This is a genomic window from Lutibaculum baratangense AMV1 (assembly GCF_000496075.1).
GTDB lineage: Bacteria > Pseudomonadota > Alphaproteobacteria > Rhizobiales > Tepidamorphaceae > Lutibaculum > Lutibaculum baratangense.
Map to the genome: position 1 here is coordinate 84,115 of NZ_AWXZ01000019.1, position 24,355 is coordinate 108,469.

Here is a 24,355-nt window from a genome sequence, read left to right on the forward strand (position 1 = left end):
CGCTCGCCGCAGGCGGCCCTGCGCCACTGCGCCGGGCGCGTCAGTCCGGCATCTGCCGGACGAAGTCCTCGAGCTGCTCGGCGACCTTCCCCCAGCCCTCGTGGAAGCCCATCTCCTCGTGCGCCTTGCGGTCCTCCTCGCTCCAGTGGCGGGCGATCGCGGTGTAGCGGGTCTTGCCCCCCTCGTCCTCGAGCAGGATGATGCCGGTGAAGAACGGCTTGCCCGACGGCACCCAGGCCTCCGTGTAGGCGTCGGTGAAGACGAGCTTCTCGTTCGGCACGACCTCGAGATAGACGCCGCGGTTCGGGAATTCCTCGCCGTCCGGCCCGTTCATCACGATCAGGTTCGAGCCGCCAGGCCGCACGTCGAGCTCGGCGTGGCTGACGCGCCAGGGCGCCGGGCAGAACCAGGGCTTCAGGAGCTCCGGCGTCGTCCAGGCGCGGAAGATCTTCTCGCGCGGCGCATCCATAAGCCGGACGAGCTTCAGCTCGCGGGTGTCGCTGTCCGGCGCCTTCGCGTCGGGAAATAGGCTCTCGGTCATCTCTCGTTCTCCTGTCTCGGACGTCTCTTTCGAAGACGATCCACGGTCGGCCGTGCCGACACCGGGCGACGAAAAAAGCGCCCGGCCGATCACGCCTCCTCGGCCTGGGCGAGCCGGTCGAGATGCCGGCGGATATGGGCCACCTCGGCGGCAGAGCCCGCGAGCGCGATCGCGCGCTGGAAGGCCTCCCTCGCCTCCTCCCGCCGGCCCAGGCGCTCGAGGAGCGCGCCGCGCAGGCCGTGGAGATAGAAGTAGCCGCCGAGCCGCTCCCGCAGCGGCTCGACGAGGGCGAGCGCGGCCTCGACGCCGTCGACCTTCAACACGGCGACCGCGCGGTTCAGGGTGATCACGGGAGACGGCTCGATCTCCTCGAGCCGGCGGTAGAGGAGCGCGATCTGCGCCCAGTCCGTCGCCTCCGGCGTCGCAGCGCGGGCATGGAGCGCGGCGATGGCCGCCTGTATCTGGTAAGGGCCCGGCCGGCGATGGCGCATCGCCTTGTCGATGAGGGCGAGGCCCTCGGTGATCGCCTTGCCGTTCCACAGGCCCCGGTCCTGATCCTCGAGGAGGACGACCTGCCCGTCCGCGTCGAGCCGCGCGGCCGAGCGGGCGTGCTGCAGGAGGAGGAGCGCGAGGAGCCCCATGACCTCCGGCTCGACGGGGAAGAGGCGCAGGAGAAGGCGTGCGAGCCTGATCGCCTCGCCGCACAGGATCTCGCGCTGCCGGGCCTCCGCGCCGCTCGCGGAATAGCCCTCGTTGAAGACGAGATAGACCATCTTCATGACGACGCCGAGCCGCTCGGCCCGCTCGACCGCGCCCGGCGTCTCGAAGGGAACACCAGCCTGCGCGACCCGCGCCTTCGCCCGGGTGATGCGCTGCTCCATCGCCCTGTCGCCGACGAGGAAGGCGCGGGCGATCTGCTGCACGGTGAGGCCCGAGACGATGCGCAGGGCGAGCGCGATCTGCTGCGTCGCCGGAAGGTCGGGATGGCAGCAGACGAACATCAGGCGGAGGATGTCGTCGCGGTATCGCTCGCCGTCGAGCCGCTCGGCCGCCTCAGCCTCGGCGTCGCCGAGATCCGACAGCGCCGCCTCGTCCTCGATCGGCGTGAGGCGCTTCGCCCGGCGCGCCGCGTCGACGCCGCTGTTGCGGCCGACGAGGATCAGCCAGGCGGCCGGATCGCGCGGCGGCCCCTGCTCCGGCCATTTCCGCAGCGCCCTGAGGCAGGCTTCCTGGAAGGCCTCCTCGGCCGTGTCGAGGTCGCGGAAATAGCGCAGGAGCGCCGCGACCGCCTTCGGCCGCGCGGCGGCGAGCGCCCCGTCGATCCAGGCGAGGTCGCTCATCCGGCGGACCGGGGCGCGCGGAAATGGCCGATGGGCCTCACCTCGTGGGCGCCGCCCGAACCGACCGCCTGGCCGAGCTCGCGGGCGAGCGCGATCGCCTCGTCGAGGCTCTCGACGTCGACGACGTAGAAGCCGAGAAGCTGCTCCTTCGTCTCGGCGAAGGGGCCGTCGAGCACGAGCTGCTCGCCGCCCTTGCGCACGGTCGTCGCGGCGGTCGTGGGCAGGAGGCGCGCGACCGGTCCGAGCCGCCCCTCCGCCTCCACCCGGTCGAGGATCGCGCCGAGCCGCGCCATGACCTCGTCGTCCTTCTCCTTCGGCCAGGACGAGACGGCGTCTTCGGAATCGTAGCAGAGGATCGCGTAGAGCATCGTTTGGGTCCCCGGAGCGAGGCCGATATACCCGAAGACTACACGAAAGCCGCGTCTCCGGGCGCCACGGCGTTCGCGGCACCCGGAGGACGAACGGCGCCGGCACCGTCCGACACCGGCCTTGCAGAAATCGCGGCGCCCCCTCAGGCTGGCGGCGCCAGCTCCGCGTCGAGGAGCTCCACCGTCTCCGCGAGCGCCTTCGCGCCCGCCGCCGCCTGGTGCGGCTCGGTCCATTCCTCCGGCGTGTGGCTGCGGCCGTCGCGGCAGGGCACGAAGATCATGCCGAACGGGCCGACATGCGACACCCACATGCCATCATGTCCGGCGCCGCTGAAGAGCGGCCGCGAGGTGAGGCCCGCCTTCTCCGCCGCCTTCGCGATCGTCTCCTGGACGAAGGGGTCGCAGGGGCTCGGAGGGACGTGGCTGATCAGGCCGCGCTCGACCTTCAGGGAGTGGGCTTCGAGGGTTCCGGCAAGGCCAGCCAGGACATCGGCGGCGAACCGCTCGACGGCGGCCTCGTCGGCGGAGCGCACCTCCAGCGTGAGCTCGCTCGAGCCCGGCACGGCGTTCGCCGCGTTCGGCCAGTTCACGATGCGCCCGACGGTCGCGACGAAGGGCCTTTCGGCCGCGAGCTCTGCCGCCCGCTCGTGCACGGCGGTCACGATCGCCGCGGCGCCGACGAGCGCGTCGGCCCTCAATTTCATCGGCGTCGCGCCGGCATGGTCGGCCCGGCCGGTGACGAGGATCTTCTCGCGCCGGATCGAGGCGAGGTCGGTGACGACGCCGATGTCGGTCCCCTCGCTCTCGAGCACCCGGCCCTGCTCGATATGCACCTCGACATAGGCCGCGACCGAGCCCGGCGCCCGGGCGGCCTCGGCGAGCCGCGCCGGGTCGCCGCCGACATAGGCGATGGCCTCGCGCAGCGTCATCCCGTCGGGCCGCGTCATCGCCAGCATGTCGTCCGTCAGCTTGCCCGCGAGCGCCCGGCTGCCGACGCAGGACAGGCCGAACTCGCTCGGCTCCTCGGCGAGGAAGTCGCAGACCTCGAGCGTGTGGCGAAGCTGCTCGCCCCGCTCGACGAGCGACTGCGCCACCTCGAGCGCCGCGAGCACGCCGAGCGGACCATCGAAGCGCCCACCCGAGGGGACGCTGTCGGTGTGCGAGCCTATCAGGATCGGCGGGAGGCCGGGCTCGGTGCCACGAAGCGTGCCAAACAGGTTCCCGGCCGCGTCGAGCCGGACGTCGAGCCCGGCCTCCCGGAACTCCTGCGCCAGCCACTCGCGCCCCTCGAGGTAGCGCGGCGTGAAGGAGCGCCTGGTCCAAGGCCGGTCGGGCTCGGTGATCCCGGCCAGACGCTCGAGGCGCCGCCAGAGGCGGCCATCGTCGATCCTCGCCATCAGAGGTCGGCCGGCTTCGGCTGGATCGGCGCGTTCACCTCGGGCGGGATCGGGCAGACATAGGGCGTCTTCGTCGTGCGGGCGGCGTGATCGGCCTTGGCGGCCTCAAGCCGGTCCGGCTCGTTCAGAAGGTCGACGGCCGTGCCGGCCATGACCTTCGCGGCATAGACGAGCCCCTTGTAGGCGGGGCCGCCCTTGCCCTGCGCCGTGATCTGCCAGGAATGGCCGGGCGTGCCGATCGCGTGCGTCGCGACGCGGGCCTGCACGGTCGGCACGGCCCAGCTGACGTCGCCGACATCGGTCGAGCCGATCATCGGCTCGCCGATCTGGCCGAGCGGCACGATGAAGTCGCAGAGCGGCTGGTTCTCCTGCGGCTCGACCCCGCAGCGGCGGTAGTCGCTCACGATGTCCTCCTCGGTCAGCGTCGCCTGGATCGCGGCCGCGAATTCGCGGTCGCTGTCGTCGAAGACGACGGGGCCGAGGCGATCCATGTTGAGCTGCATCGTCTCCTCCATCGGCGTGTTGCCGAGGAGGTTAGACACCGCGCTCAGAATCCGCCACTCGACCTCGGTCTCCGTCATCAGCGCCGCGCCGCGCGCGACCTTCATGACGCGCTCGTTCAAGGCCTTCATGGCATGGATGTCGAGCGCGCGGACGGCATAGCGCACCGTCGCCCTGCCCTGCACGACGTTCGGCGCGATGCCGCCGGCGTCGATCATCGCGTAGTGGATGCGCGCCGAGGAGGGCATGTGCTCGCGCATGTAGTTGACGCCGACATTCATCAGCTCCACCGCGTCGAGCGCGGAGCGCCCGAGATGGGGCGCGGCTGCGGCGTGGGAGGCGCGGCCCTTGAAGGTGAAGTCGATGCGGGTGTTGGCGAGCGACAGCGCCTCGTCGACCCGGGTGAGCGAGGCCGGATGCCAGGTGATCGCGCAGTCGACGCCCTCGAAGGCGCCGTCGCGCACCATGAAGGCCTTGGCCGCGCCGCCCTCCTCCGCCGGGCAGCCGTAATAGCGCATGCGGCCGGGCCTGCCGGTCTCGGCGAGGTAGTTCTTGAAGGCGGTCGCGGCGAGGAGCGCGGCCGAGCCCAGCATGTTGTGACCGCAGCCATGGCCGTGGCCGTTGCCGGGCAGCGGCCTCGGCTCCGCGACGTTCGCCTCCTGGCTCAAGCCCGGCAGCGCGTCGTACTCGCCGAGGAAGGCGATGATCGGGCCGCCCTCGCCCGCCTCGCCCATCACCGCCGTCGGGATGCCGGCCGGAGCGTCGGTGACGCGGAAGCCCTCCTCCTCGAGCATCGCCTTGTGCTCCGCCGAGGAGCGGTACTCGGTATAGGCGATCTCCGGCATGCCCCAGATACGGTCGCTCAGCGCCTCGTAGGCCTCGCGCCGCGCGTCGACCAGGTCCCAGATGCGTTCGGAATTGCTCAATTTCGTCTCCAGCTCGAGATGTCGCTTGGCAGGAAGGACGCGGGCGGCGCCGCCCGCCGAGATCGTCAGGCGGCCCCGCGCCGGCTCGCCTCGTCGTTGAGGTGGCAGGCCGAAAGCCGGCCGGGCGCCACCTCCTTCAGGAGCGGGCGCTCGATGCGGCAGCGCTCGAAGGCGTGCGGGCAGCGCGGGTGGAAGTGGCAGCCCGGCGGCGGGTCGAGGGGAGAGGGGATCTCGCCCTTGATCGCGCCGTAGACCTTCTTCTTCGTCTCGAAGGTCGGGATCTCCTCGACGAGCGCCTGAGTGTAGGGGTGGTTCGGCCGCGAGAACACCACCTCCGCGTCGCCGAGCTCCACGAGGCGGCCGAGATACATGACGGCGATGCGGTCGGAGATGTGCTCGACGACGCCGAGATCGTGGCTGATGAAGAGGTAGGTGAGGTCGAACTGCTCCCGCAGCCTCATGAAAAGATTGAGGATCTGCGCCTGGATAGACACGTCGAGGGCCGCGACCGACTCGTCGCAGACGATGAAGTCGGGCTTCACCGCGAGCGCCCGGGCGATGCCGATCCTCGCGCGCTGGCCGCCGGAGAACTGGTGGGGATAGCGCCGGCGCGTCGAGGGGTCGAGGCCGACGCGCTCGAGAAGGTCGTCGACATAGGCGGTCACCTCGCGGCGCGGGACGATGCCGTGAACCCGCGGCGCCTCGCCGACGATCTCGTCGACCCGGAGGCGCGGGTTGAGCGAGGACATCGGATCCTGGAAGACCATCTGGATCTTCAGCGCCGCGTCGCGCGCCTCGGCGCCCTTCAGCGTGCCGATGTTCCGGCCGCGAAAGCGGATCTCGCCGTCGCTCGGCCGCATCAGCCCGGCGACCATGCGGCCGAGCGTGGACTTGCCGCAGCCGGACTCGCCGACGAGGCCGAGGACTTCGCCCTTCGCGACGGAGAGGCTCACCTCGTCGACGGCATGGACCGTCTGCTCCTTCACCGAGGAGCCGAGGAGCCGCGCCGTGCGCTCGGCGATGTCGAGCTCCTTCACGAAACGCTTCGAGACGGCGTCGATATCGAGGATCGTTTCGGTCACGAGACGAGAGTCTCCTGTAGCGCCTCGACATGCGGGTGGACGCAGCGCGCCCGGCGGCCGGGAGCGAGCTCGGCGAGCGCCGGCTCCTCCAGGCAGGCGTCATCGGCGCGCGGACAGCGCGGCCTGAACTTGCAGCCCTGCGGCAGGTTGAGGAGCGACGGCGTCATGCCCTTGATCTGCGCGAGCATCTCGCGGTGCTTCTTGCCGTGCGGCACCGATTCGATGAGCCCCTTCGTGTAGGGGTGGAGCGGGCGCTCGATGACGCGGGCCGTCTCGCCCTCCTCGATGATGCGGCCGGCATACATGACGGCGAGCCTGTCGGCGAGGCCCGAGACGACGGCGAGGTCGTGGGTGATCCAGATGAGTGCCATGCCGGTCTCGGCGCAGAGCCGCTGCACCTCAGACAGGATCTGCGCCTGGATCGTCACGTCGAGCGCCGTCGTCGGCTCGTCGGCGATGATGAGGTCCGGCTCGTGCAGGAGCGCGATGGCGATCGCGACGCGCTGGCGCATGCCGCCGGAGAACTGGTGGGGATAGCTCTTCAGGCGGTCGTCCGGCGCCGAGATGCCGACCCGGACGAGCGCCTGTCGCGCCCGCTCCAGCGCCTCGGCGCGCGACACGTCGGCGTGGGCGAGCACCGTCTCGACCATCTGCGTGTCGATCCTGAGGACCGGGTTCAGCGTCATCATCGGGTCCTGGAAGATCATCGCGATGCGCTTGCCGCGCAGTGTCCGCCACGCCGGCTCGCCCGCCGCCACGAGATCCGTGCCGTCGAAGACGATCTTGCCGGACACGACCCGCCCCGGCGGATCGACGAGGCCGATCAGCGAGAAGCCGGTGACGGACTTGCCGGACCCGGACTCGCCGACGAGGCCCAGGATCTCGCCCCGGTCGAGCGTGAAGCTGACGCCGTCGACGGCCTTCGCGACGCCGTCGCGGGTGAAGAAATGCGTCGCGAGATCGCGGACTTGAAGAAGGCTCATTTTTGCAGCCGCGGGTTGAGGACGTCGCGCAGCCGGTCGCCGACGAGGTTGATCGCGATGATCGTGACGACGAGCGCGATGCCGGGATAGAGGCTGACCCAGTAGCGGCCCGACAGGAGGTAGTCGTAGCCGTTGGCGATGAGGAGGCCGAGCGATGGCTCGGTGATCGGCACGCCGACGCCGAGGAAGGACAGCGTCGCCTCGAGCGCGATCGCCTGGGCGATCTGCACCGTCGCGACGACGATCAGCGGCGGCACGCAGTTCGGCAGGAGGTGCCGGAACATGATGCGGCGGTGGGAGAAGCCGAGGCAGCGGGCGGCCTCGATGTAGTCCTTGTTGCGCTCGACGATCGCGGAGGATCGCACGGTGCGGGCGTAATAGGCCCACTGCACGATGACGAGGGCGAGGATGACCTTGTCGATGCCGCGCCCGAGAAGCGCGAGCAGGATGAGCGCGATGAGGATCGCCGGGAAGGAGAGCTGCAGGTCGACGACGCGCATGATGAGCGCGTCGAGCCGCCCGCCGAAATAGGCGGCCGCGACGCCCGCCGCGACGCCGATCGTGATGGCGAGGCCGAGCGAGACGGAGGCGACGAGCAGGCTGATGCGCAGGCCGTAGACGATCGCCGACAGCATGTCGCGGCCCTGCTGGTCGGTGCCGAGCCAGTAGGTGCCCCCCGTCGCGAAGCTCGTCTCGCCGGGCGGCAGGCCGCCGTCCATGATGTCGAGCTGGGCGAGGTCGTAGGGGTTCTGCGGCGTGATCCAGGGCGCGAGGATCGCGGCGAGCGCGATCACGAGGAAGAGGACGAGGCCGAGGACGGCGAGCCTGTCCTCCACGAAGGCGCGGGCGATGCGTCTGAAGGGGCTCTCGACCTCGAGCGGCTTCGTCGTGATCACGGGCTCGAGCGAGCTTGCCACCGAGCGGTCCGTCATCCCTTCACCTCCGAGAGCCGGACCCGCGGGTCGAGGAAGGAGTAGAGGATGTCGACGACGAAGTTGATCGTGACGATGATCAGCACCGTCAGCATGAGATAGGCGACGATCAGCGGCCGGTCGAGCAGGTTGATCGAGTCGATCAGCAGCTTGCCCATGCCGGGCCAGGCGAAAACCGTCTCCGTGACCACCGCAAAGGCGACCATCGAGCCCAGTTCCAGGCCGAGGATCGTGACGACGGGGATCATGATGTTCTTCAGGACGTGGACGGTCACGACGCGCCGCGCCGAGAGGCCCTTGGCGCGGGCGAACTTCACGTAGTCCTGCAGCGCGACCTCCCGGGTGTTGGCGCGGGCGAGCCGGATGACGAGCGACATCTTGAAGAGCGCGAGATTGAGCGCCGGCAGGATGAGGTGCTGCAGCCCGTCCCAGGTGAAGAGGCTCAAGCGCATTCCGAGCACCTCGACCGTCTGCCCGCGGCCGCCGGCCGGCAGCCAACCGAGCATGACCGCGAAGACGAGGATGAGGAGCATGCCCTGCCAGAAGTTCGGCAGGGAGAAGCCGAGGATCGACCCCGCCATGATCGAGCGGCCGCCGATCGAGTCGGGCTTGAGCCCGGCCAGGACGCCGAGCGGCACCCCGATCACGACCGCGAGGACGAGCGCCACGAAGGCGAGCTCCATCGTCGCCGGCAGCCGCTCGAGGATGATCTCGACGGCCGGCCGCCCGTAGACGAAGGAGTTGCCGAGGTCGCCCTGCAGCAGGTTGCCGATGAAGATGACGAACTGCTCCCAGAGCGGCTTGTCGAGGCCGAGCCGTTGCGTGACGGCCGCGACCTCCGCCTGGTTCGCCTCGGGGTTGATGAGGACGTCGACGGGATTGCCGATGGCGTAGACGCCGAGGAACACGAGGACCGCCATCGCCACGACGGCGATCAGGCTCTGCCCCAGGCGACGGACGAGATAGACGATCATCTCGCGCTCCAAGAGTGGCGAAGGGCGCAGGCGCGCCGCGTGCCGGCGCCCCGAAGAGGGCGCCGGCGGGCCCGCGTCAGTTCGAGCCTTCGCCCGAGGACTCCACCTGCGAGGCGATCGTGTACTGGTCGACGCGCGGCTCGTAGGAGAGCTCGGGCTTCATCGCCCAGACGGTCTGCTCGTAGTGGAGCGGGATGATGCCGAACTCGTCGAGCGCGATCGTCCCGGCCTGCTGCAGGAGCGTCTCGCGCTCCGCGTCGTCGATCGTCGTCATCGCCTCGCGCAGGATTTCGTCGAACTCCGCGTTCGAGTAGCGCCCGGCATTCGTGACGCCCATGCCGGCATCCTTGTCGTAGGTCGCGAGCAGCGACTTCAGCGGCGAGGACATCTCGCCCGACGCCGCGCCCCAGCCCGCGAGGTAGATCGGGAACTCCTGGGCGTTGCGGCGCGAGAAGAACTGGCTCGCCGTCATCGCGTCGACGGTCGTCTGGATGCCGACGCGGGCGAGCATCTGGGCCACGGCCTGGGCGACCTGCTCATCGTTGATGTAGCGGTCGTTCGGCGTGCCGAGCGTGATCTGGAAGCCGTCGGGATAGCCGGCCTCCGCCAGAAGCTCCTTCGCCCTCTCGGGATCGTAAGGGTCGACATCGCGATCCGACGTGCCGAACATCGGCGGGGGCAGGAGCTCGCCGGCCGGCACGGCGAAGCCGCCCATGATGCGCTCGGCGATGGCCTCGCGGTTGATGGCGAGGGAGATCGCCTGCCGCACCTTCTGGTCGAGGAGCGGGTTCTCGCCGTTCGTCCCGCCGAGGCTCGGCGCCTCGCCCTCCTGGTCCATGGCGAGGTAGATGATGCGGTTCGACAGCGCGTCGACGATCTTGAAGCCACCCTGCTCGATGCGCGGAATGTCCTGGATCGGCGGGGATTCGATCATGTCGACGTCACCCGAGAGGAGCGCGGCGACGCGCGGGCCGTCGCTCGAGATCGGCCGCATGACGACGCGCTCCCAGTTCGGCGCGTCGCCCCAGTAGCCCTCGAAGCGGCTCATCACGAGCTGGTTGCCGCGGGTGAACTCGTCGAGCGTGTAGGGGCCGGTGCCCACCGCGACGTCGGGAGAGTTGAAGGCGGGAGACTGCGGCACCTCGCCCATGCCCTCGCAGCCGCCCTGCGCGTAGGTGACCTCGTCCTCGGCGCCGAGCGCGTCCGCCGACAGGATCGGCAGGCTCGCGAGCTCGGTCGGCAGCAGCGGGTCCGGACCGTCTGTCGTGATGATCACGGCATGGTCGCCGTCGGCGGCGACGTCCGTCATCGTGCCGGTGTAGATCGTGTAGGAGGACGGCGAGTTCTCGACCAGCGGCACGCGGCACATCGTGTAGATGACGTCGCGGGCGGTGAAGTCGCTGCCGTTGTGGAACTTCACGCCCTCGCGCAGGGTGAAGCGCCACGTGGTGTCGTCGACGGCCTCCCACTCGGTCGCGAGCGACGGCTCGAGCCGCTGCACGGCATCCTGCTTCGTCAGCCCCTCGAAGACGTTGAGGAGAACCTGCGTGTTCGTCGACAGGTTGTGGAACTGCGGGTCCATCGACGTCGCTTCGGACTTCAGCCCGATCGTGAGCTGCTGTGCGTAGGCCGGCGCCGTCAACGCCCCGGCCGCGACGAAGGCGGCTGCGAGCCGCGTCGTTGCGAGTTTCATGTAGTGCCTCCCGTTCGGCGGAAGGGGACGCTGTCGCCCCCGGTCCAGGAGCGGCGCCGCCGTTCCCCGTGGCGCTGCCGATCCTGTTGAACCGGTACGCTATTATGCGATAAACAAATGTCAAAAGAAAAATCCTATGCATAAATCTCATGCTGTGTGCCCAGACAAGATGCAGGACGAGGCAGAGCCCCCGGTGCGGGCAGACGAGAGGCGGGTCGGCTTCACGCTCAGGGAGCTCGAGGTGCTGAGGGCGCTCGTCGAGACGGGCAAGGCGACGACCGCCGCGCAGCGCCTCGGCCTGTCGCAGCCGGCCGTCAGCCGCAGCCTCGCGCAGCTCGAGGCGGAGCTCGGGCGGACGCTCTTCGCGCGCGAGAAGGGCCGCCTCGTGCCGACGCGGGAGGCACTCGCGGTGAACGAGGAGCTCGGGACGATCTTCGCCGCGCTCGCCCGCATCGCCGACCGCTCCGCGACGAAGCGGCGGTCGCTCACGGGAACGCTGCGGCTCGCCGCGCCGCCGACGATCGCCCACCGCTTCCTGCCGAGCCGGATCGCACAGTTCACGAAGGACAACCCCGAGCTCGAGGTCGTCTTCGACGTCCTGTCGAGCGACGCGCTGGCGACGAGCGTCGCGGAGGCGACCCACGACCTCGCCCTGACCGACAACAGCCCGTCGCATGACGGCGTGCGCACGGAGCTCCTGCTCGCGACGCAGGCCGTCTGCGCCGTGCCGAGCCGCCACCGCCTGGCCGACTGGGAGGTGATAAGGCCCGAGGATCTCGAGGGAGAGCCCTTCATCTCGCTGACGCGGCGCCACTCGGCGCGCGCGGCGATGGACCGGCTGTTCGAGCGCGCCGGCGTGCGGCGACGGATCGTGATCGAGACCGCGACCTCGGTGTCGGCGGCGGAGTTCGTGCGGGAGGGGATGGGCGTGGCGATCCTCAACCCGTTCCCGATCGCCCACCAGCTGGTGCGCGGCATCGAGGTGAAGCCGTTCGAGCCGGCGATCCCCTACCGCACCTCGTTCCTGCTGCCGGCGAGCAAGCCGGCATCGCCCACCACCCTCGCCTTCATGGAGGCGACGCGCGCGAGCCTTCCTTGACGACGGACCAAGCCCGAAACCCGCCCGCCGAGGCGGATCCCGACCAGAAGACGAAAGAAACCCGACCATGCCCCCCCGTACGAGCGCCGAGCTCCTCGCCGATCTCGTGGCCTTCGACACCACGAGCCGCAACCCGAACCTCGAGCTGATCTCCTACGTCGAGGCCTATCTCCAGGACCTCGGCATACCGAGCGAGCGCGTGCCCGACGAGACGGGAGAGAAGGCCAATCTGTGGGCGACGATCGGCCCCGACGACGTGCCGGGCATCATCCTCTCCGGCCACACCGACGTCGTTCCGGTGGACGGGCAGGACTGGACGAGCGACCCCTTCACGCTGACGGAGCGCAACGGCCGCCTCTACGGGCGCGGGTCGACGGACATGAAGGGCTTTCTCGCCTGCTGCCTCTCCGCCGTGCCGGCGATGCGCGAGCGCAGGCTCGCCCGGCCGGTCCACCTCGCCTTCTCCTGCGACGAGGAGGTCGGCTGCGTCGGCGTGCGCACGCTCCTCGACCGGCTTGCGGAGAGGGCGGTCAAGCCGCGCTTCTGCGTGGTCGGCGAGCCGACCTCGATGCGGGTGATGATCGGCCACAAGGGCAAGCGCTCGATGCGGGTGAGCGTGCACGGCAGGGCGTGCCACTCCTCGCTCGCGCCACAGGGGGTGAACGCGGTCGACTACGCGGCGATGCTCGTCCTGAAGATCCGGGAGATCGGCCGGCGCTTCGCGCAGTCGGGCGCGCGCGACGAGGGCTACGACGTTCCCTACACGACCGCGCATACGGGCATCATGGCGGGGGGAACCGCGCTCAACATCGTGCCCGATTTCTGCACCTTCGACTGCGAGTTCCGCGCGCTGCCTTCGGACGACGCCGACGCGCTCGTGGAGGAGCTACGCCGCTACGCCAAGGACGAGCTCGAGCCGGAAATGAAGGCGATCGCGCCGGAGGCGGGGATCGAGATCGACGTCTTCGCGGCCTTCCCCGGCGTCGAGACGAGACCGGACGAGGAGATCACCCGGCTCGCCCAGGGCTTCGCGGAGGCCGAGGGCTGGGGCAAGGTCGCCTACGGCACGGAGGGCGGCCTATTCCAGACGCGGCTCGGCGTGGAGACCGTGATCTGCGGGCCGGGCTCGATCGCCCAGGCCCACAAGCCCGACGAGTTCATCGCGAGAAGCGAGCTCGATGCCTGCGACCGGTTCATCGGCCGGCTCGTCGGCTGGGCGGCGGGCTGAAGCGCCGCCCGGCCGGAGTGGCGGGACGTGCCCGGGCGACGAGCGCCCGCCGCCTCACCGCCTGAGATAGAGCCAGAGCGTCGTCGGCGCGAGCACGACCGTCGACACGAGGGGGGCCAGGAGAGCGAGGCCCACCTCCGCCGCGGTCGCGCCGCCGCCGAGGAGCCCGCGCATGGCGGTCGCCATCAGCGAGATCGGGTTCACCGCCACGAAGGCCTGCAGCCAGCCCGGCATTGTTTCCGGCTCGACCATGACGTTCGAGGCGAAGACGAGCGGGAACAGGAAGGTGAAGCCGACCGTCATCACCGTCGTCGGGGTGCGGATCAGGAGCCCCAGCACGATGAACACCCAGCCCATGCCGAAGCCGATCGCGACGAGAAGGCCGAAGCCCGCGACGATGCCGAGGACGCCGTTCTCCGGCCGGTAGCCGAGCAGGAGCCCGATCGTGAGGATGATCGCGCCGGCGATCAGGTGGCGCAGCACGTCGCCGACCATGAGGCCCGCGAAGGGCGCGAGCGGCCAGATCGGCAGCGAGCGGAAGCGGTCGAACAGGCCCTTGCCGAGGTCGGTCGACAGGCCCATCCCGGAATAGACGGAGTTGAAGGCGACGGTCTGCACGAGGATGCCCGGCAGGAAATACTGCAGATAGTCGGTCGCCGAGCCCGCCAGGGCGCCGCCGAACACGAAGGTGAAGAGCAGCGTGAACATGATCGGCGTCATGACGAGGTCGAAGAGCTGCTCGGGCACGTGCTTGAACTTGAGGACGGCGCGCCAGCCGAAGACGAGCGCGTTCGAGACGGCCGACGGCCGCGCCGGCCGCTCGACCCGCGTGATCGCGACACCGCTTCCGTTCGTGGCTCTGCTCATGTCCGGTCTCCCCCTTGGGTGTCGTCCGCCTCGCCCATCTCGCCCGTCAGCGCGAAGAACACCTCCTCGAGGGATGGCGAGCCCATCGAGAAGCCCGACACGTCGACACCTGCGGCGACGAGCGCGGCGACGACCTCGCTCGCCTCGACGGCCGACGCGACGGGCGTCGACACGATCCCACCCTCCGGGCTCTGCTGCACCTGGGAGCGCAGCATGCGCTCGAGCCGCCGGGTGACCTCGTGCATCTGCCCTGGATCGCCGAGCGTCACGTGCAGGAAGCCCGAGCCGGTGGCGGCCTTCAGCTCGCGGCTCGTGCCCTCCGCGATTTTGCGCCCGTGGTCGATGACGGCGATGCGGGAGGCGAGTTGGTCGGCCTCCTCGAGATACTGCGTCGTCAGGAGGATCGTGACGCCGGCCTCCGCGAGGCCGCGGATCATCCGCCACACGCCCTGCCGCGCCTTCGGGTCGAGGCCGGTCGTCGGCTCGTCGAGGAAGAGCACCGAGGGGGTGACGACGAGCGAGGCCGCGATGTCGAGCCGCCTGCGCATGCCGCCGGAATAGGCCTTCACCTGGCGGGTCGCCGCCTCCGCGAGGTCGAACTCGTGGAGAAGCGCGTCCGCGCGCTCTCTCGCAGCCCTCCCCCGGAATCCCCAGAGCCTTGCGAGCAGCACGAGGTTCTCGCGGCCGGTGAGGTCCTCGTCGAGCGAGGCGAACTGCCCCGTCATGGCGATCGCGCCCCGCACCTCGTCCGGCTCCCCGACGAGATCGTGTCCCATGATCGAGGCCTCGCCGGTGTCGGGCTCGGCGAGGGTCGCGAGCATGCGCATGAGCGTCGTCTTCCCGGCGCCGTTCGGACCGAGGATCGCGAAGATCATGCCGCGCGGCACCTCGAGGTCGATTCCGTCGACGGCGACGAGCTCGCCGAAGCGCTTCGTCAGGCCCCGCGCGGAGACGGCCGGGGTCGCGCCTGCCGCCAGGCGGGAGGCCGCTGGAGATGGACGTTCGTTCATCGGTCTTTCCAATCCCTGCCGCGCCCCGTTGCCGCGTGGCCGCCCGGTCCGGCCAGGGCGAGCTTCAGGAAGGCTTCGCCGGTTTCGGTGTCGTCCGGGCGCGTCATCATGCGCTGGAACATCAGCACCGCCACCGTGCCGGTCGCGGGGTCGCAGAAGAAGGTCGTGCCGGTGCCGCCCCACCAACCGAAGCGGCCGGGCGCCGGCGGAATGCCGTCGGGCGCGGTGACGACGGCCATCCCGAGGCCCCAGCCATACGTGTCCCAGAAGCCCGGATAGAAGGGCGACACGGCCTTCACCTCCGCCGGCACCTGATCCGTGGTCATCATCGACACGCTCTCGGGCGAGATTATGCGCCGCCCGTCGACGGCGCCGCCGGCGAGCAGCATCCGGCCGAACGCGGCGAAGTCGTCGACCGTCGAAACGAGGCCCGAGCCGCCCAACTCCAGTCGCGGCGGCACCGAGGGATCGGGTCCGAGGAGCTCCGGACACGGGACGAGCGCCCCGTTCCCGTCGCGCTCGTAGCAGGTCGCGAGCCGGCCGAGATTCTCCTTCGGCACGTGGAAGCCCGTGTCGCGCATGCCGAGCGGCTCGAAGACGCGCTCGTGCATGAAGTCGCCAAGACGCATGCCCGTCACCCGCGAGACGAGCAGGCCCAGAACGTCCATGCCGGTGTGATAGAGCCACCGCCGCCCCGGCTGGCAGGCGAGCGGGAGCGAGGCGAGCCGTTCGAGATAATCGTCCGCATCGCCGTCGAAGAGCCCGGGGCCGGGCGCGAGGCCCAGCTCGCCCATTCGTGTCAGGAGCGGCGAGGCCGCCGGGTCGGCGAACACCGCGCCGAGCCCAATTCGCATCGTCAGGAGGTCGCGCGGCGTGATCGGCCGCGCGGCCGGCACCGTGTCGTCGAGCGGCCCGTCGAGGCGGCGGACGACCCTCCGGTCGCGGAGCTCCGGCAGCCACGGGTCGATCGGCGCGTCCAATTCGAGGAAGCCCTCCTCGACGAGGATCATCGCCGCCACAGCGGTGACGGGCTTCGTCAGGGAGGCGACGCGGAAGAGCGTGTCCCGCCGCATCGGGGCACAAGAGGCGAGGTCCTGGACGCCGGCCGCACCGGACCGCGTGGCGCCCTCGCGCCAGACCGTCCAGGCGAGCCCCGGCACGTCACCGGACGCGACGGGAGCGGCGAGCGCATCGTCAAGCGGGTCGGGCCGGCGCGGGACGGGCGCAGCGCCCACGGCGGCGCCTCCGCGCGAGGCGGAATCGAAGAAACGTGACATCGCGGGAAATCCTCCAGCCAACTGGAGCCTCGACGAAAGGAGATCTTGCCGGGCGCCGGCGGAGAGAGGCCCGCGCGGCGCGTGGGGTTGCCGTCGCGTCAGGCCCGCGGGAGGCGGGGGCGCGGCAGCATGGCGAGGGCGGCAGCAGGAAGGTGCGCCGCATCGAACGCCGTCGTCGCTCCTCTCCTCATCTCGCTCTCCGTTCTCTTCGGGCCTCGGCCGTCTTCCGAGGCGCGGACAATGTCAGGATGCGCACCGACGATCCAACGAAACTTCGTGATCCTGTTCATCAGCATCGCTTATGAACGCCGCCGCTCGAGGCGCGCTCCCCCGGCGAGGCCGACGCGACCATGGCGATCGCTCGCGGAGGATCCGCCGGGGCAAGCGCCGCGTTCGGTTGGATCCCCGATCTTCCGGAGCGCCGGCCAATGCTCGACGACATCATCAGCACCGATCAGTTCAACATCGTTCCCCATCTCGTGGCGCTCGCCATCGCCTATGCGCTCGCCATCCCGATCGGCTGGAACCGCGAGAGGAAGGAGCGCAGTGCCGGCCTCCGGACATTTCCCCTCGTGGCCGTCGCCAGCTGCGGCTTCATCCAGGCGGCGGAGTCGGTCATCGGGCAGAACCCCGAGGCGACCGCGCGGGTGGTCGAGGGGCTGATCACCGGCATGGGCTTCATCGGCGGCGGCGCCGTGCTGCGGCTGAAGGATTCCGTGCGCGGCACGGCGACCGCCGCGAGCCTGTGGTCGACCGGTGCGATCGGCACGGCCGTCGGCCTCGGCGCGATCGATGTCGCCGCCATCGTTTCCCTCGTCACGGTCGTGACGCTCGTCGCTCTCAATCCCTTCAAGGCGCATCATGGGGGCGAATGGGACGCCGACGAGCCGAAGGACTGACCGGGAAGCGCGCGATCCTCGCCCGCCGAAGAGGCGCCGGGGGCCGCGGGACTCTGCCCCCGTGGAGCAGGTGCCGGCACACAAAACGAATAGCCCGGACCGAGATGCTATTCCCGCTTGCCGCCGCCACGCGCCTATGATCCGGACAAACAACGAATGACGTGCGGCCACCAATGGAGGCGCACGCCGGGAGGAAGCGTGATGGCCAGTTTCGGCCAGGGGTGCCGGCAGGCGGCGAAAGGCCCCGACGGCAAGACGCCGGTGCACGGCCATGCTTGAGGCGGTCGCCACCTCGGTCGGCGCGCTGACCGCGTCCGGCGGCGCGATCTACCTCTTCGTCGGGACGCTCGTGGGGCTCGTCTTCGGGATCATTCCCGGCCTCGGCGGACCGACGGCCCTCGCGCTTCTGATACCGCTCACCTTCGGGATCGACACGACGGCGGCGATGTTCCTCGCCGGCGGCATCATGGGCGCCATTCCCTTCGGCGGGTCGGTGACGGCGATCCTCCTGAACACGCCCGGCACCGCCCCGAACGCCGCGACCGTCTATGACGGCTATCCCATGACGAAGAAGGGGCAGGCGGGCGCCGCGCTCGGCGCCGCCGCGGCGGCCTCATCGCTCGGTGGCCTTTTCGGCATCCTGATCCTGTTCATGGTGCTGCCGGTGGCCCGCGAGATCATCCTGATGTTCTCGCCGCCGGAGTTCTTCATGCTCGCCGTGCTCGGCCTGTGCGCCATCGCGGTTTCGACCGACGGCAAGATGCTGAAGGGGCTGATCGCCGCCTGCTTCGGGCTGATGATCGCCTTCGTCGGCTACGACAATGTCAGTGGCGCGGTCAGGTTCGACTACGGCATCGACTATCTCTGGGACGGGATCTCGCTCATCCCCGCCCTGATCGGCCTCTTCGCGATCGCCCAGATCGTGTCGCTCTACCTCGCCGGCGGCTCGATCGCCGACAATCCGAGCGCCGTCCGCGTGAGCCGGGTGAGCGACGGCATCTTCGCCGTGTTCCGCTACTGGAAGACGCTCCTGCGCGGCTCCGTCATCGGCGCGGTGATCGGCGCCGTTCCGGGCGTCGGCGGCACGGTGGCGGCGTTCCTCTCCTATTCCGTCACCGTCCAGACGTCGCGGGACCCCGACAGTTTCGGCAAGGGCAACATCGAGGGGGTGATCGCGCCCGAAGCCTCGAACAACGCCCGCGAGGGCGGCTCCCTCATCCCCACCCTCGCCTTCGGGATTCCCGGCAGCGCGGAGATGGCGGTGTTCCTCGGCCTCCTCGTGCTGCACGGGCTGCAGCCGGGGCCGTCGCTCCTCATCAACCATCTCGACGTCATCACGTCGCTGATGCTGTCGATCGCGATCGCCTCCGTGCTCGCCTCGATCGTGTGCCTCGCCGTCGCCCGACAGCTCGCCCTGATCACGCTCGTCGACGTGAACTACCTCGTGCCGGTCATCCTGTCGGTGTCGCTCGTCGGCGCCTACGCGCTCGAGTCGAGCATGCACGACGTGATCGTCGCGGTGATCTTCGGGGCGATCGGCTACCTGATGATCCGCTTCGACTATCCGCGCCTGCCCCTCGTCATCGCGATGTTCCTCGGCGAGGTGGCGGAGGTGAACTTCCGCCAGTCGATGATGATCGCCCGCGGCGACTGGACCGTCTTCCTGACGCGGCCGCTGTCGCTCGTCTTGTTCCTTCTCGTGATCCTGAGCCTGAGCGTGCCGTTCATCCGCTATCTCCTGCGGCGGCGCCGGGCGAGCCGGGAGGCCCTGACATGACGGCGCGCGAGAGACTGAAGGACGCCGTCCCCTCGATCGTGCTCCTCGTCGTGGCGGCCTTCTACGCCTACACCGCCACCGCCTACGACCCGCAGACGAGGGCGATGCCGCTCGGCGTCGCGCTGATCGCGATCCTTCTCGTGGTGCTCGACCTCGTCTCCCGCGGCGAAGGGGCGCTCGCACGCAACCTGCGGCGCGTGCTGCAGGGCAGCGGGGCGAAGGCCCCGGTTCCGGGCCTCGACGGGCAGGCCGGGCAGCGCCACCCGGCCCTGCGCGAGCTCGGCGCCTTCGCCTGGATCGGCGGCTTCCTCGCGCTCGTCATCCTCGTCGGCTTCTATCCCGCCATTCCCATCTACATGGTGGCCTATCTCCGGTTCTACGCGAAGAAGCCGCTCGTCGCCGCCGTGGCGACGGCGGCCGTCGTGACGGGCCTCCTCTACGCGATGTTCGAGCTCCTGCTCGGCTACAGCGTCTTCGAGGGCCTGATCATGGGCGACTACATGTGACCCACCACCCCTAAGGGCACGAAGAACGACAACGACAACAGGAGGAAGAAGATGATGAAACGGGCATTGGGCCTCGCCGCGGCCGCGGCGATGGCGCTCGCGGCGGGACAGGCCGCCGCGCAGGACTGGCCGAAGGGCGACGTGCAGCTCATCATCCCGTCCGGTCCCGGCGGCGGGTTCGACACCTACGCGCGGGTGCTCGCCCGGGCGATGGAGGAGGATCTCGACGTCAAGGTCGTGCCGCAGAACGTGACCGGCGGCGGCGGCCTGCGCGGCGCGACGGTCGCCTACCAGGCGAAGCCCGACGGGCAGACCTTCGCGGTCTTCAACGTGCCGGGCATCATCGAGCCGGTGATCAACGGCGAGAGCGTCGCCTACGACGTCTCGGAGATCGACTGGCTCGGCGCGATGGCCTTCAACCAGTACGTCGTCGTCGTCGGCAAGGATTCGCCCTACGACACGATCGAGGACATGAAGGCCGCCGGCGAGCCGATCACCTTCACGGCCTACGGCTCGTCGGGCGTCGCGGCGAACCGGATCCTGTGCGCCGAGGTGGGGCTCGAATGCGAGATCATCACAGGCTATCCGAGCAACAGCGAGGCGCTGCTGGGCGTGGTGCGCGGCGACGCGATCGCCTCCGTGCCGCCGATCTCGACGGCGACCGCCTTCAACGCGAAGGGCGACCTCAAGGCGATCCTGCTCATGACGGAGCGCGAGACGCCGGAATTCCCGGACACCGAGAAGGCGGCGGACGCGGGATATGCGAACCTCGCCAATCTCGGCCTCATCCGCGCCTTCGGCCTGCCGCCGGGCGTGCCGGCCGAGACGCGGGCGGCGGTGCAGGCCGCGTTCGACAAGGCGCTCGAGGCAGAATCCGTGAAGACATGGGCGGAAGACACCGGCTCGGCCTTCGAAGCGATGTCGGGAGACGAGCTTTCGGCGCTGATCGAGTCGCAAACGGAGCTTCTCACCCGCTATAAGGACGTGATCGCCGGCAACTGACCCCGCCGGCACTCCCCCGACATCCAGGCGGCAGGGCACCACGCCCTGCCGTCGCATTTGCAGTGGGTGCATGACAGTCGCCGGTATCCCCGTCTTCGAGGGCCTCGCCCTCTGGCAGTTCGCCGCCCTCGCCGCCGCCTATGCGCTGGCCTTCCTCATCAAGGGCGTCTTCGGATACGGCGCCGTCCCGCCGATGATCCTCATGGGCTCGCTGCTCATGCCGCCGCACGAGGCGGTGCTCCTCGGCGGCCTCGTCAACCTCGCCTCCCAGACCTTCATCATCCCCGACGGCATCCGCCACGGCGACCGGGCGCTGGCCGGGCGGATGGTGATCTACATCATGCCGGCCCTCGTGCTCGGCGTCTTCGTCTTCAAGTACCTGCCGTCGGACGGTCTGCAGCTCGTGGTGGGCATCGTCCTCCTGGCGATCCTCCTGATGGAGGGCTCCCCGGCCTGGCGGCGCCTCGAGCCGGTCTTCGCGCGCCGCCACCGCCTGTTCGGCAGCATCTCGGCGATCATCGCCGGCCTCATGGCCGGCGTCGTGGGTGCCGGCGCCATGGTCTTCCTCTCGATCTACCTGCGCACGCGCGCCTCGGAGCGGATGAGCTTCCGGGGCACCGTCATCCTCATCGTGACGGCCATCCTGACGTGGCGGACGATCCTGTTCGTCGGCGCGGGGTTGATCGGCTGGTCGCTCGTCCTGCAGGCGGCGATCATGCTGCCGCTCGCGGCCGTGTTCTTGCTGGTGGGGACGAGACTGGCGCAGACGCTCTCGAACTCCGTCTATTTCAGGGCCTACCAGGTCTTCATGATCATGGCGGCGGTGCTTCTCATCGTCCGGGGCCTCATCTAGCGTGAGCCGATGAGACCGGCGGACGCGGCATCGCTTCGGGACACGCGGCCGACCACCGCCGAGCGCGGCGAGGCGGCGGGGCCGAACCTGCGCCATCTCCGGGCGTTCTGCCGCGTCGCGGAGCTGCGCAGCATCAACCGCGCGGCCGACGAGATCCATCTGTCGCAGCCGGCCATCTCGCAGGCGATCGTCCGGCTCGAGGAGGAGTTCGGCGCCAACCTCTTCACCCGGAGCGCGACGGGCATGACGCCGACGCGGATGGGCGGCATCCTCCGCACCCGCGTCGAACGCGGCTTCCGGAGGCTCGGCGACGCCGCCTCCGCCGGCGACCCGCCCGGCGCCCAGGCGCGGGACCCCTCGCTTCTCTTCCGCGCGAGCCAGCTCTGCGTGCTCATCGAGATCGGCAGGTCGGGGAGCCTCGAGGCCTGCGCCAGGACGCTCGGCATCACCGAGAAGTCGGTCGGCCGGAACCTGCGCAACCTCGAGGAGCGCGTGGGGCGTCCGCTCGTCGCGCGCGACGGCAGCGTGCTCAGGCTCACGCAGCTCGGCGAAATCATCTCCCGCGCCGCGAAGCTCTTCTTCCGCGAGCTCGAGCTGGCGCGGGAGGAGATGGCGGCGGAGCGGGGCGTGTCCGAGGGCCGACTCGTGGTCGGGGCCCTGCCGCTCGCCCGCTCGTTCATCGTGCCGAAGGCGATGGTCGAGATCGCCCAGCGCTTCCCGCATGTGCGGCTGCAGCTCGTGGAGGCGCCCTACCCGGCGCTCGTCGCGGGGGTGCGGGACGGCGACATCGACGTGCTCGTCGGGGCCCTGCGCCAGCCGGTCGAGGCGGAGGACGTGCGGCAGCACGTCCTGTTCAGCGAGGAGCTCTGCGTGGTCGCGCGCAGCGACCATCCATGCCTCCGCCGCGAGGTGAGCGGGCTTCACGACCTCCTCGCCTATCCGTGGATCGCGCCACGCTCGGGGTCGCCGGCACGCCGCGAGTTCGACAGCCTCGTCGCCACCTCCCCCTCTCACCCGACGGTCCTGCTCGAAGCCGCCTCCCACATCGCCGTGAGGTCGATCCTGCTCGAGAGCGACTGCCTCGCCCTCATCTCGCGGCACCAGATCCGCTACGAGGAGGCGCATGGGCAGCTCGCGGTGGTGCCCGTCGACCTCGGCCAGTCGCCGCGCGACATCGGCTACACCGTGCATGCGAGCTGGCAGCCGACGCCGCTGCAGCGTGCCTTCCTGAGCGAGCTCGAGCGGACGGCCGCGATCTCGCTCGAGACCGCCGCCGCCGGAAGCTGAAGCCGCCCGCGTTCCGTCAGCCGACGAGCCGGCAGCCCTCGCCGAAGACGTCGTCGAAGCTCAGCCGCCGCGTCGTCAGCCCCTGGTTGTGGACGGAGCCGAGGAGCGTCTCGACGGAATGCCGCATATCCTCGCCGCGCGGCAGGAGATCGGGCCCGTCGCCCGGAAGCGCGGCCTTCGCTTCGGCAAAGCCATGCCACAGCTCACGCACGAGATCGGGATCGCGTTCGGCGAGGTCGCGGGAGACGGAGACGACGTGGTTGATCTGCACCACCCCCGTGCGCTCGAGGCTCGCCCGTGCGGTCGCCTCGGGGTCGGGTATGACCGGGCGGACCCAGTCGTCCTTCGGCATGTCGTTGCCGAAGATCGCCGCGTCGACCTTGCCTTCCCTCAGGAGGTCGAGCGGCGAGGCCCCTGCGGGATCTCGGACGACGTTCGCCGGCTCCGGTGCGCCGGAGACGTGGGGCGCCTCCTGCGTGACCCACTCGATGTCGCGGCTCATCACGCCGTACTCGGTCTCGAGGATCGTGCGGACCCAGGTACCGGTCGTCTGGCTGTAGGCCCGCACGCCGACCCGCCGGCCCCGCAGGTCCGCCGGACCGAGGGCTGAGAACAGGCTGTTCTGGACGAGCGAGCGGTGCTGGAGGCGGGCGGCGATGGCGATCGGCAGCGCGATCACCGGCCGGCCGTGGTCGGCCGCCTGGATCGCCGTCACGATCGCGACCTCGGAGACGTCGTAGGCGGCCTCCTCCACCATCGGACGAAACGCCCGGTGCACGGGCTTCACCTCGCGGACGTCGAGGTCGAGCGGGCCGGCGGAGCGCTCGAGGAAGGCCTTCGCGATGGCCGTCTGCCCGAGGACGATCGAGGCGCGGCTCATGCCTCGGCTCCGGCCGGCGAGGTCGCGAGCGCCGGGTAGAGCTTCAGGGCGGTTCCGGAGAGGATCGCCGCCTGGTCGGCCTCCGGCAGCGTCGACACCGCCTCCCGCGCGCGGGCGACGAGCTCGGGCAGCGGGCGCTCGGCGGCCGGGAAGTTCGACCCCCACGCAACCCGGTCCGCGCCGTAGGTCTTCATCAGGTGGTCCATGAGATCCGGGACGGTGGAGGTGCCCTGGCCGGCCGCGTCGATGTTGCGGACGGTCAGCTTGAGGTGGACGCCCGGGAAGCGCGCGAGGTCCCAGAGCGGCGCCGATGCCTCGAAGCGCGGCCCGTCATCGAGGACGGCCCGGGCGAGGTGGTCGATCACGACGATGGCGTTGGGGAAGCGCTCCATCAGGTCGCGCAGGAGCGGGATGCCGGGCGGCCGCATCTGCACGCAGATCGGCAGCCGCGTCCTCGTCGCGTGGTCCCAGGCGGCGTGCGAGCGGGGATCGTTCAGCCAGTCGGCCTGCCCCTCCATCGTGCTGCCGGCCGTGAAGAGCCTCAGTCCCGTGAGGCCCCGCGACCGCCAGTGCTCGATCTTCTCCACCGCGTCGTCGGCGAGGACGTCGACGGAGAAGACGCCCGTCAGCCTGTCGGGATGGGCCGCGACGGCGTCGGCGACGTAGCTGTTGTCGTGGCCGTAGACGGTCGACGCCTGGACGACGACCGCCTTTTCGACGCCCGCCCTGTCCATCTCGGCGACCAGGTCCTCGTGGGTCAGCGGGTGCTTCTGCGACCAGCTCGACTGCTTGCCGCCGAGCGGCGCCGGCCTGTAGCGCTCCGTGTCGGGAGAGATCACGTGCGGGTGAATGTCCACGATCCGATGCATGCCGGTCCTCCCTCCGCCTCGTCTGCGCGGCCGAGGGTCGCGGAAACCGGCCGGCCTGGGCTTG

At 70.2% G+C, this 24,355-nt stretch carries 23 protein-coding genes; 8 read left to right on the plus strand and 15 right to left on the minus strand.

Translation table 11 applies throughout. The annotated features are described in order from the left end of the window. Positions 1-40: 40 nt before the first annotated feature. The 10 genes from N177_RS08135 to N177_RS08180 all read right to left on the minus strand — a co-directional run bounded on the left by N177_RS08135 (position 41) and on the right by N177_RS08180 (position 10,737). Positions 41-541 carry an SRPBCC family protein gene (locus N177_RS08135; RefSeq protein ID WP_040485402.1) on the minus strand — a complete coding sequence of 167 codons (501 nt, stop codon included), beginning with the start codon at positions 539-541 and terminating at the stop codon, positions 41-43. Between the two features lie 89 nt (positions 542-630). Further along, positions 631-1,881 carry an RNA polymerase sigma factor gene (locus N177_RS08140; RefSeq protein ID WP_023431820.1) on the minus strand — a complete coding sequence of 417 codons (1,251 nt, stop codon included), beginning with the start codon at positions 1,879-1,881 and terminating at the stop codon, positions 631-633. Continuing rightward, positions 1,878-2,249, minus strand: a complete 372-nt coding sequence (locus N177_RS08145; protein WP_023431821.1) for a YciI family protein — start codon at positions 2,247-2,249, stop codon at positions 1,878-1,880. Before N177_RS08145 ends, N177_RS08140 begins: the two co-directional genes overlap by 4 nt. A gap of 143 nt (positions 2,250-2,392) precedes the next feature. Beyond that, a complete protein-coding gene (locus N177_RS08150; RefSeq protein WP_023431822.1) occupies positions 2,393-3,646 on the minus strand; it encodes a Zn-dependent hydrolase in 1,254 nt (417 codons plus the stop codon). After that, the gene (locus N177_RS08155) at positions 3,646-5,073 is read right to left on the minus strand and encodes a M20 family metallopeptidase (protein WP_023431823.1); all 1,428 of its coding nucleotides are present in this window, start codon (positions 5,071-5,073) and stop codon (positions 3,646-3,648) included. The genes N177_RS08150 and N177_RS08155 overlap by 1 nt, the downstream gene beginning before the upstream one ends. Positions 5,074-5,138: 65 nt before the next feature. Then, positions 5,139-6,155 carry an ABC transporter ATP-binding protein gene (locus tag N177_RS08160; protein WP_023431824.1) on the minus strand — a complete coding sequence of 339 codons (1,017 nt, stop codon included), beginning with the start codon at positions 6,153-6,155 and terminating at the stop codon, positions 5,139-5,141. Further along, a complete protein-coding gene (locus N177_RS08165) occupies positions 6,152-7,138 on the minus strand; it encodes an ABC transporter ATP-binding protein (RefSeq protein ID WP_023431825.1) in 987 nt (328 codons plus the stop codon). The genes N177_RS08160 and N177_RS08165 overlap by 4 nt, the downstream gene beginning before the upstream one ends. After that, a complete protein-coding gene (locus N177_RS08170; RefSeq protein WP_023431826.1) occupies positions 7,135-8,070 on the minus strand; it encodes an ABC transporter permease in 936 nt (311 codons plus the stop codon). Before N177_RS08170 ends, N177_RS08165 begins: the two co-directional genes overlap by 4 nt. Next, positions 8,067-9,044, minus strand: a complete 978-nt coding sequence (locus N177_RS08175; RefSeq protein WP_023431827.1) for an ABC transporter permease — start codon at positions 9,042-9,044, stop codon at positions 8,067-8,069. The genes N177_RS08170 and N177_RS08175 overlap by 4 nt, the downstream gene beginning before the upstream one ends. A gap of 76 nt (positions 9,045-9,120) precedes the next feature. Further along, positions 9,121-10,737, minus strand: coding sequence for an ABC transporter substrate-binding protein (locus N177_RS08180; protein ID WP_023431828.1), 1,617 nt, complete (start codon positions 10,735-10,737; stop codon positions 9,121-9,123). A gap of 193 nt (positions 10,738-10,930) precedes the next feature. Here N177_RS08180 and N177_RS08185 point away from each other — a divergent pair, with 193 nt between their 5' ends. Then, the gene (locus tag N177_RS08185; RefSeq protein ID WP_040485403.1) at positions 10,931-11,836 is read left to right on the plus strand and encodes a LysR substrate-binding domain-containing protein; all 906 of its coding nucleotides are present in this window, start codon (positions 10,931-10,933) and stop codon (positions 11,834-11,836) included. A gap of 67 nt (positions 11,837-11,903) precedes the next feature. Beyond that, positions 11,904-13,064: an acetylornithine deacetylase gene (gene argE, locus N177_RS08190; protein WP_023431830.1), complete on the plus strand. Its 1,161-nt coding sequence runs from the start codon at positions 11,904-11,906 to the stop codon at positions 13,062-13,064. A 54-nt stretch (positions 13,065-13,118) separates the two neighbouring features. Here the strand turns inward: argE and N177_RS08195 are convergent, their stop codons facing one another. From N177_RS08195 to N177_RS08205, 3 genes are read right to left on the minus strand one after another with little or no spacing between them, the layout of a single operon-like run. Beyond that, positions 13,119-13,931, minus strand: coding sequence for an ABC transporter permease (locus N177_RS08195; protein WP_023431831.1), 813 nt, complete (start codon positions 13,929-13,931; stop codon positions 13,119-13,121). Beyond that, positions 13,928-14,941, minus strand: a complete 1,014-nt coding sequence (locus N177_RS08200; RefSeq protein WP_023431832.1) for a daunorubicin resistance protein DrrA family ABC transporter ATP-binding protein — start codon at positions 14,939-14,941, stop codon at positions 13,928-13,930. The genes N177_RS08195 and N177_RS08200 overlap by 4 nt, the downstream gene beginning before the upstream one ends. Continuing rightward, positions 14,938-16,218, minus strand: coding sequence for a serine hydrolase domain-containing protein (locus N177_RS08205; protein WP_023431833.1), 1,281 nt, complete (start codon positions 16,216-16,218; stop codon positions 14,938-14,940). Before N177_RS08205 ends, N177_RS08200 begins: the two co-directional genes overlap by 4 nt. Before the next feature lie 428 nt (positions 16,219-16,646). Between N177_RS08205 and N177_RS08215 the strand changes: the two genes are divergently transcribed. The 6 genes from N177_RS08215 to N177_RS08240 all read left to right on the plus strand — a co-directional run bounded on the left by N177_RS08215 (position 16,647) and on the right by N177_RS08240 (position 22,542). Next, positions 16,647-17,117, plus strand: coding sequence for an MgtC/SapB family protein (locus N177_RS08215; protein WP_023431835.1), 471 nt, complete (start codon positions 16,647-16,649; stop codon positions 17,115-17,117). 271 nt (positions 17,118-17,388) lie between these two features. Further along, on the plus strand, positions 17,389-18,894 hold the full coding sequence (locus N177_RS08220) for a tripartite tricarboxylate transporter permease (protein ID WP_023431836.1): 1,506 nt from the start codon (positions 17,389-17,391) through the stop codon (positions 18,892-18,894). Then, positions 18,891-19,400: a tripartite tricarboxylate transporter TctB family protein gene (locus N177_RS08225; protein ID WP_023431837.1), complete on the plus strand. Its 510-nt coding sequence runs from the start codon at positions 18,891-18,893 to the stop codon at positions 19,398-19,400. The genes N177_RS08220 and N177_RS08225 overlap by 4 nt, the downstream gene beginning before the upstream one ends. A gap of 54 nt (positions 19,401-19,454) precedes the next feature. Beyond that, the gene (locus tag N177_RS08230) at positions 19,455-20,402 is read left to right on the plus strand and encodes a Bug family tripartite tricarboxylate transporter substrate binding protein (protein WP_210163428.1); all 948 of its coding nucleotides are present in this window, start codon (positions 19,455-19,457) and stop codon (positions 20,400-20,402) included. 70 nt (positions 20,403-20,472) lie between these two features. Continuing rightward, positions 20,473-21,255, plus strand: a complete 783-nt coding sequence (locus N177_RS08235) for a sulfite exporter TauE/SafE family protein (RefSeq protein ID WP_023431839.1) — start codon at positions 20,473-20,475, stop codon at positions 21,253-21,255. Between the two features lie 9 nt (positions 21,256-21,264). Continuing rightward, positions 21,265-22,542 carry a LysR family transcriptional regulator gene (locus N177_RS08240; protein WP_023431840.1) on the plus strand — a complete coding sequence of 426 codons (1,278 nt, stop codon included), beginning with the start codon at positions 21,265-21,267 and terminating at the stop codon, positions 22,540-22,542. A gap of 16 nt (positions 22,543-22,558) precedes the next feature. On the opposite strand, the gene N177_RS08245 is transcribed toward N177_RS08240, so the two are convergent. Next, entirely contained in the window at positions 22,559-23,422 is an 864-nt protein-coding gene (locus tag N177_RS08245; RefSeq protein ID WP_023431841.1) for a type 2 periplasmic-binding domain-containing protein, read from the minus strand. After that, complete coding sequence (locus N177_RS08250) at positions 23,419-24,291, minus strand: amidohydrolase family protein (protein WP_023431842.1); 873 nt, start codon at positions 24,289-24,291, stop codon at positions 23,419-23,421. The genes N177_RS08245 and N177_RS08250 overlap by 4 nt, the downstream gene beginning before the upstream one ends. Positions 24,292-24,355 lie beyond the last annotated feature (64 nt).

Bases quoted from the DNA above. Each gene is read 5' to 3' on its own strand.
- N177_RS08135 (WP_040485402.1), bottom strand. From the start codon at position 541: ATGACCGAGAGCCTATTTCCCGACGCGAAGGCGCCGGACAGCGACACC.
- N177_RS08140 (WP_023431820.1), bottom strand. From the start codon at position 1,881: ATGAGCGACCTCGCCTGGATCGACGGGGCGCTCGCCGCCGCGCGGCCG.
- N177_RS08145 (WP_023431821.1), bottom strand. From the start codon at position 2,249: ATGCTCTACGCGATCCTCTGCTACGATTCCGAAGACGCCGTCTCGTCC.
- N177_RS08150 (WP_023431822.1), bottom strand. From the start codon at position 3,646: ATGGCGAGGATCGACGATGGCCGCCTCTGGCGGCGCCTCGAGCGTCTG.
- N177_RS08165 (WP_023431825.1), bottom strand. From the start codon at position 7,138: ATGAGCCTTCTTCAAGTCCGCGATCTCGCGACGCATTTCTTCACCCGC.
- N177_RS08170 (WP_023431826.1), bottom strand. From the start codon at position 8,070: ATGACGGACCGCTCGGTGGCAAGCTCGCTCGAGCCCGTGATCACGACG.
- N177_RS08175 (WP_023431827.1), bottom strand. From the start codon at position 9,044: ATGATCGTCTATCTCGTCCGTCGCCTGGGGCAGAGCCTGATCGCCGTC.
- N177_RS08180 (WP_023431828.1), bottom strand. From the start codon at position 10,737: ATGAAACTCGCAACGACGCGGCTCGCAGCCGCCTTCGTCGCGGCCGGG.
- argE (WP_023431830.1), top strand. From the start codon at position 11,904: ATGCCCCCCCGTACGAGCGCCGAGCTCCTCGCCGATCTCGTGGCCTTC.
- N177_RS08195 (WP_023431831.1), bottom strand. From the start codon at position 13,931: ATGAGCAGAGCCACGAACGGAAGCGGTGTCGCGATCACGCGGGTCGAG.
- N177_RS08200 (WP_023431832.1), bottom strand. From the start codon at position 14,941: ATGAACGAACGTCCATCTCCAGCGGCCTCCCGCCTGGCGGCAGGCGCG.
- N177_RS08205 (WP_023431833.1), bottom strand. From the start codon at position 16,218: ATGTCACGTTTCTTCGATTCCGCCTCGCGCGGAGGCGCCGCCGTGGGC.
- N177_RS08215 (WP_023431835.1), top strand. From the start codon at position 16,647: ATGCTCGACGACATCATCAGCACCGATCAGTTCAACATCGTTCCCCAT.
- N177_RS08220 (WP_023431836.1), top strand. From the start codon at position 17,389: ATGCTTGAGGCGGTCGCCACCTCGGTCGGCGCGCTGACCGCGTCCGGC.
- N177_RS08225 (WP_023431837.1), top strand. From the start codon at position 18,891: ATGACGGCGCGCGAGAGACTGAAGGACGCCGTCCCCTCGATCGTGCTC.
- N177_RS08230 (WP_210163428.1), top strand. From the start codon at position 19,455: ATGAAACGGGCATTGGGCCTCGCCGCGGCCGCGGCGATGGCGCTCGCG.
- N177_RS08235 (WP_023431839.1), top strand. From the start codon at position 20,473: ATGACAGTCGCCGGTATCCCCGTCTTCGAGGGCCTCGCCCTCTGGCAG.
- N177_RS08240 (WP_023431840.1), top strand. From the start codon at position 21,265: ATGAGACCGGCGGACGCGGCATCGCTTCGGGACACGCGGCCGACCACC.
- N177_RS08245 (WP_023431841.1), bottom strand. From the start codon at position 23,422: ATGAGCCGCGCCTCGATCGTCCTCGGGCAGACGGCCATCGCGAAGGCC.
- N177_RS08250 (WP_023431842.1), bottom strand. From the start codon at position 24,291: ATGCATCGGATCGTGGACATTCACCCGCACGTGATCTCTCCCGACACG.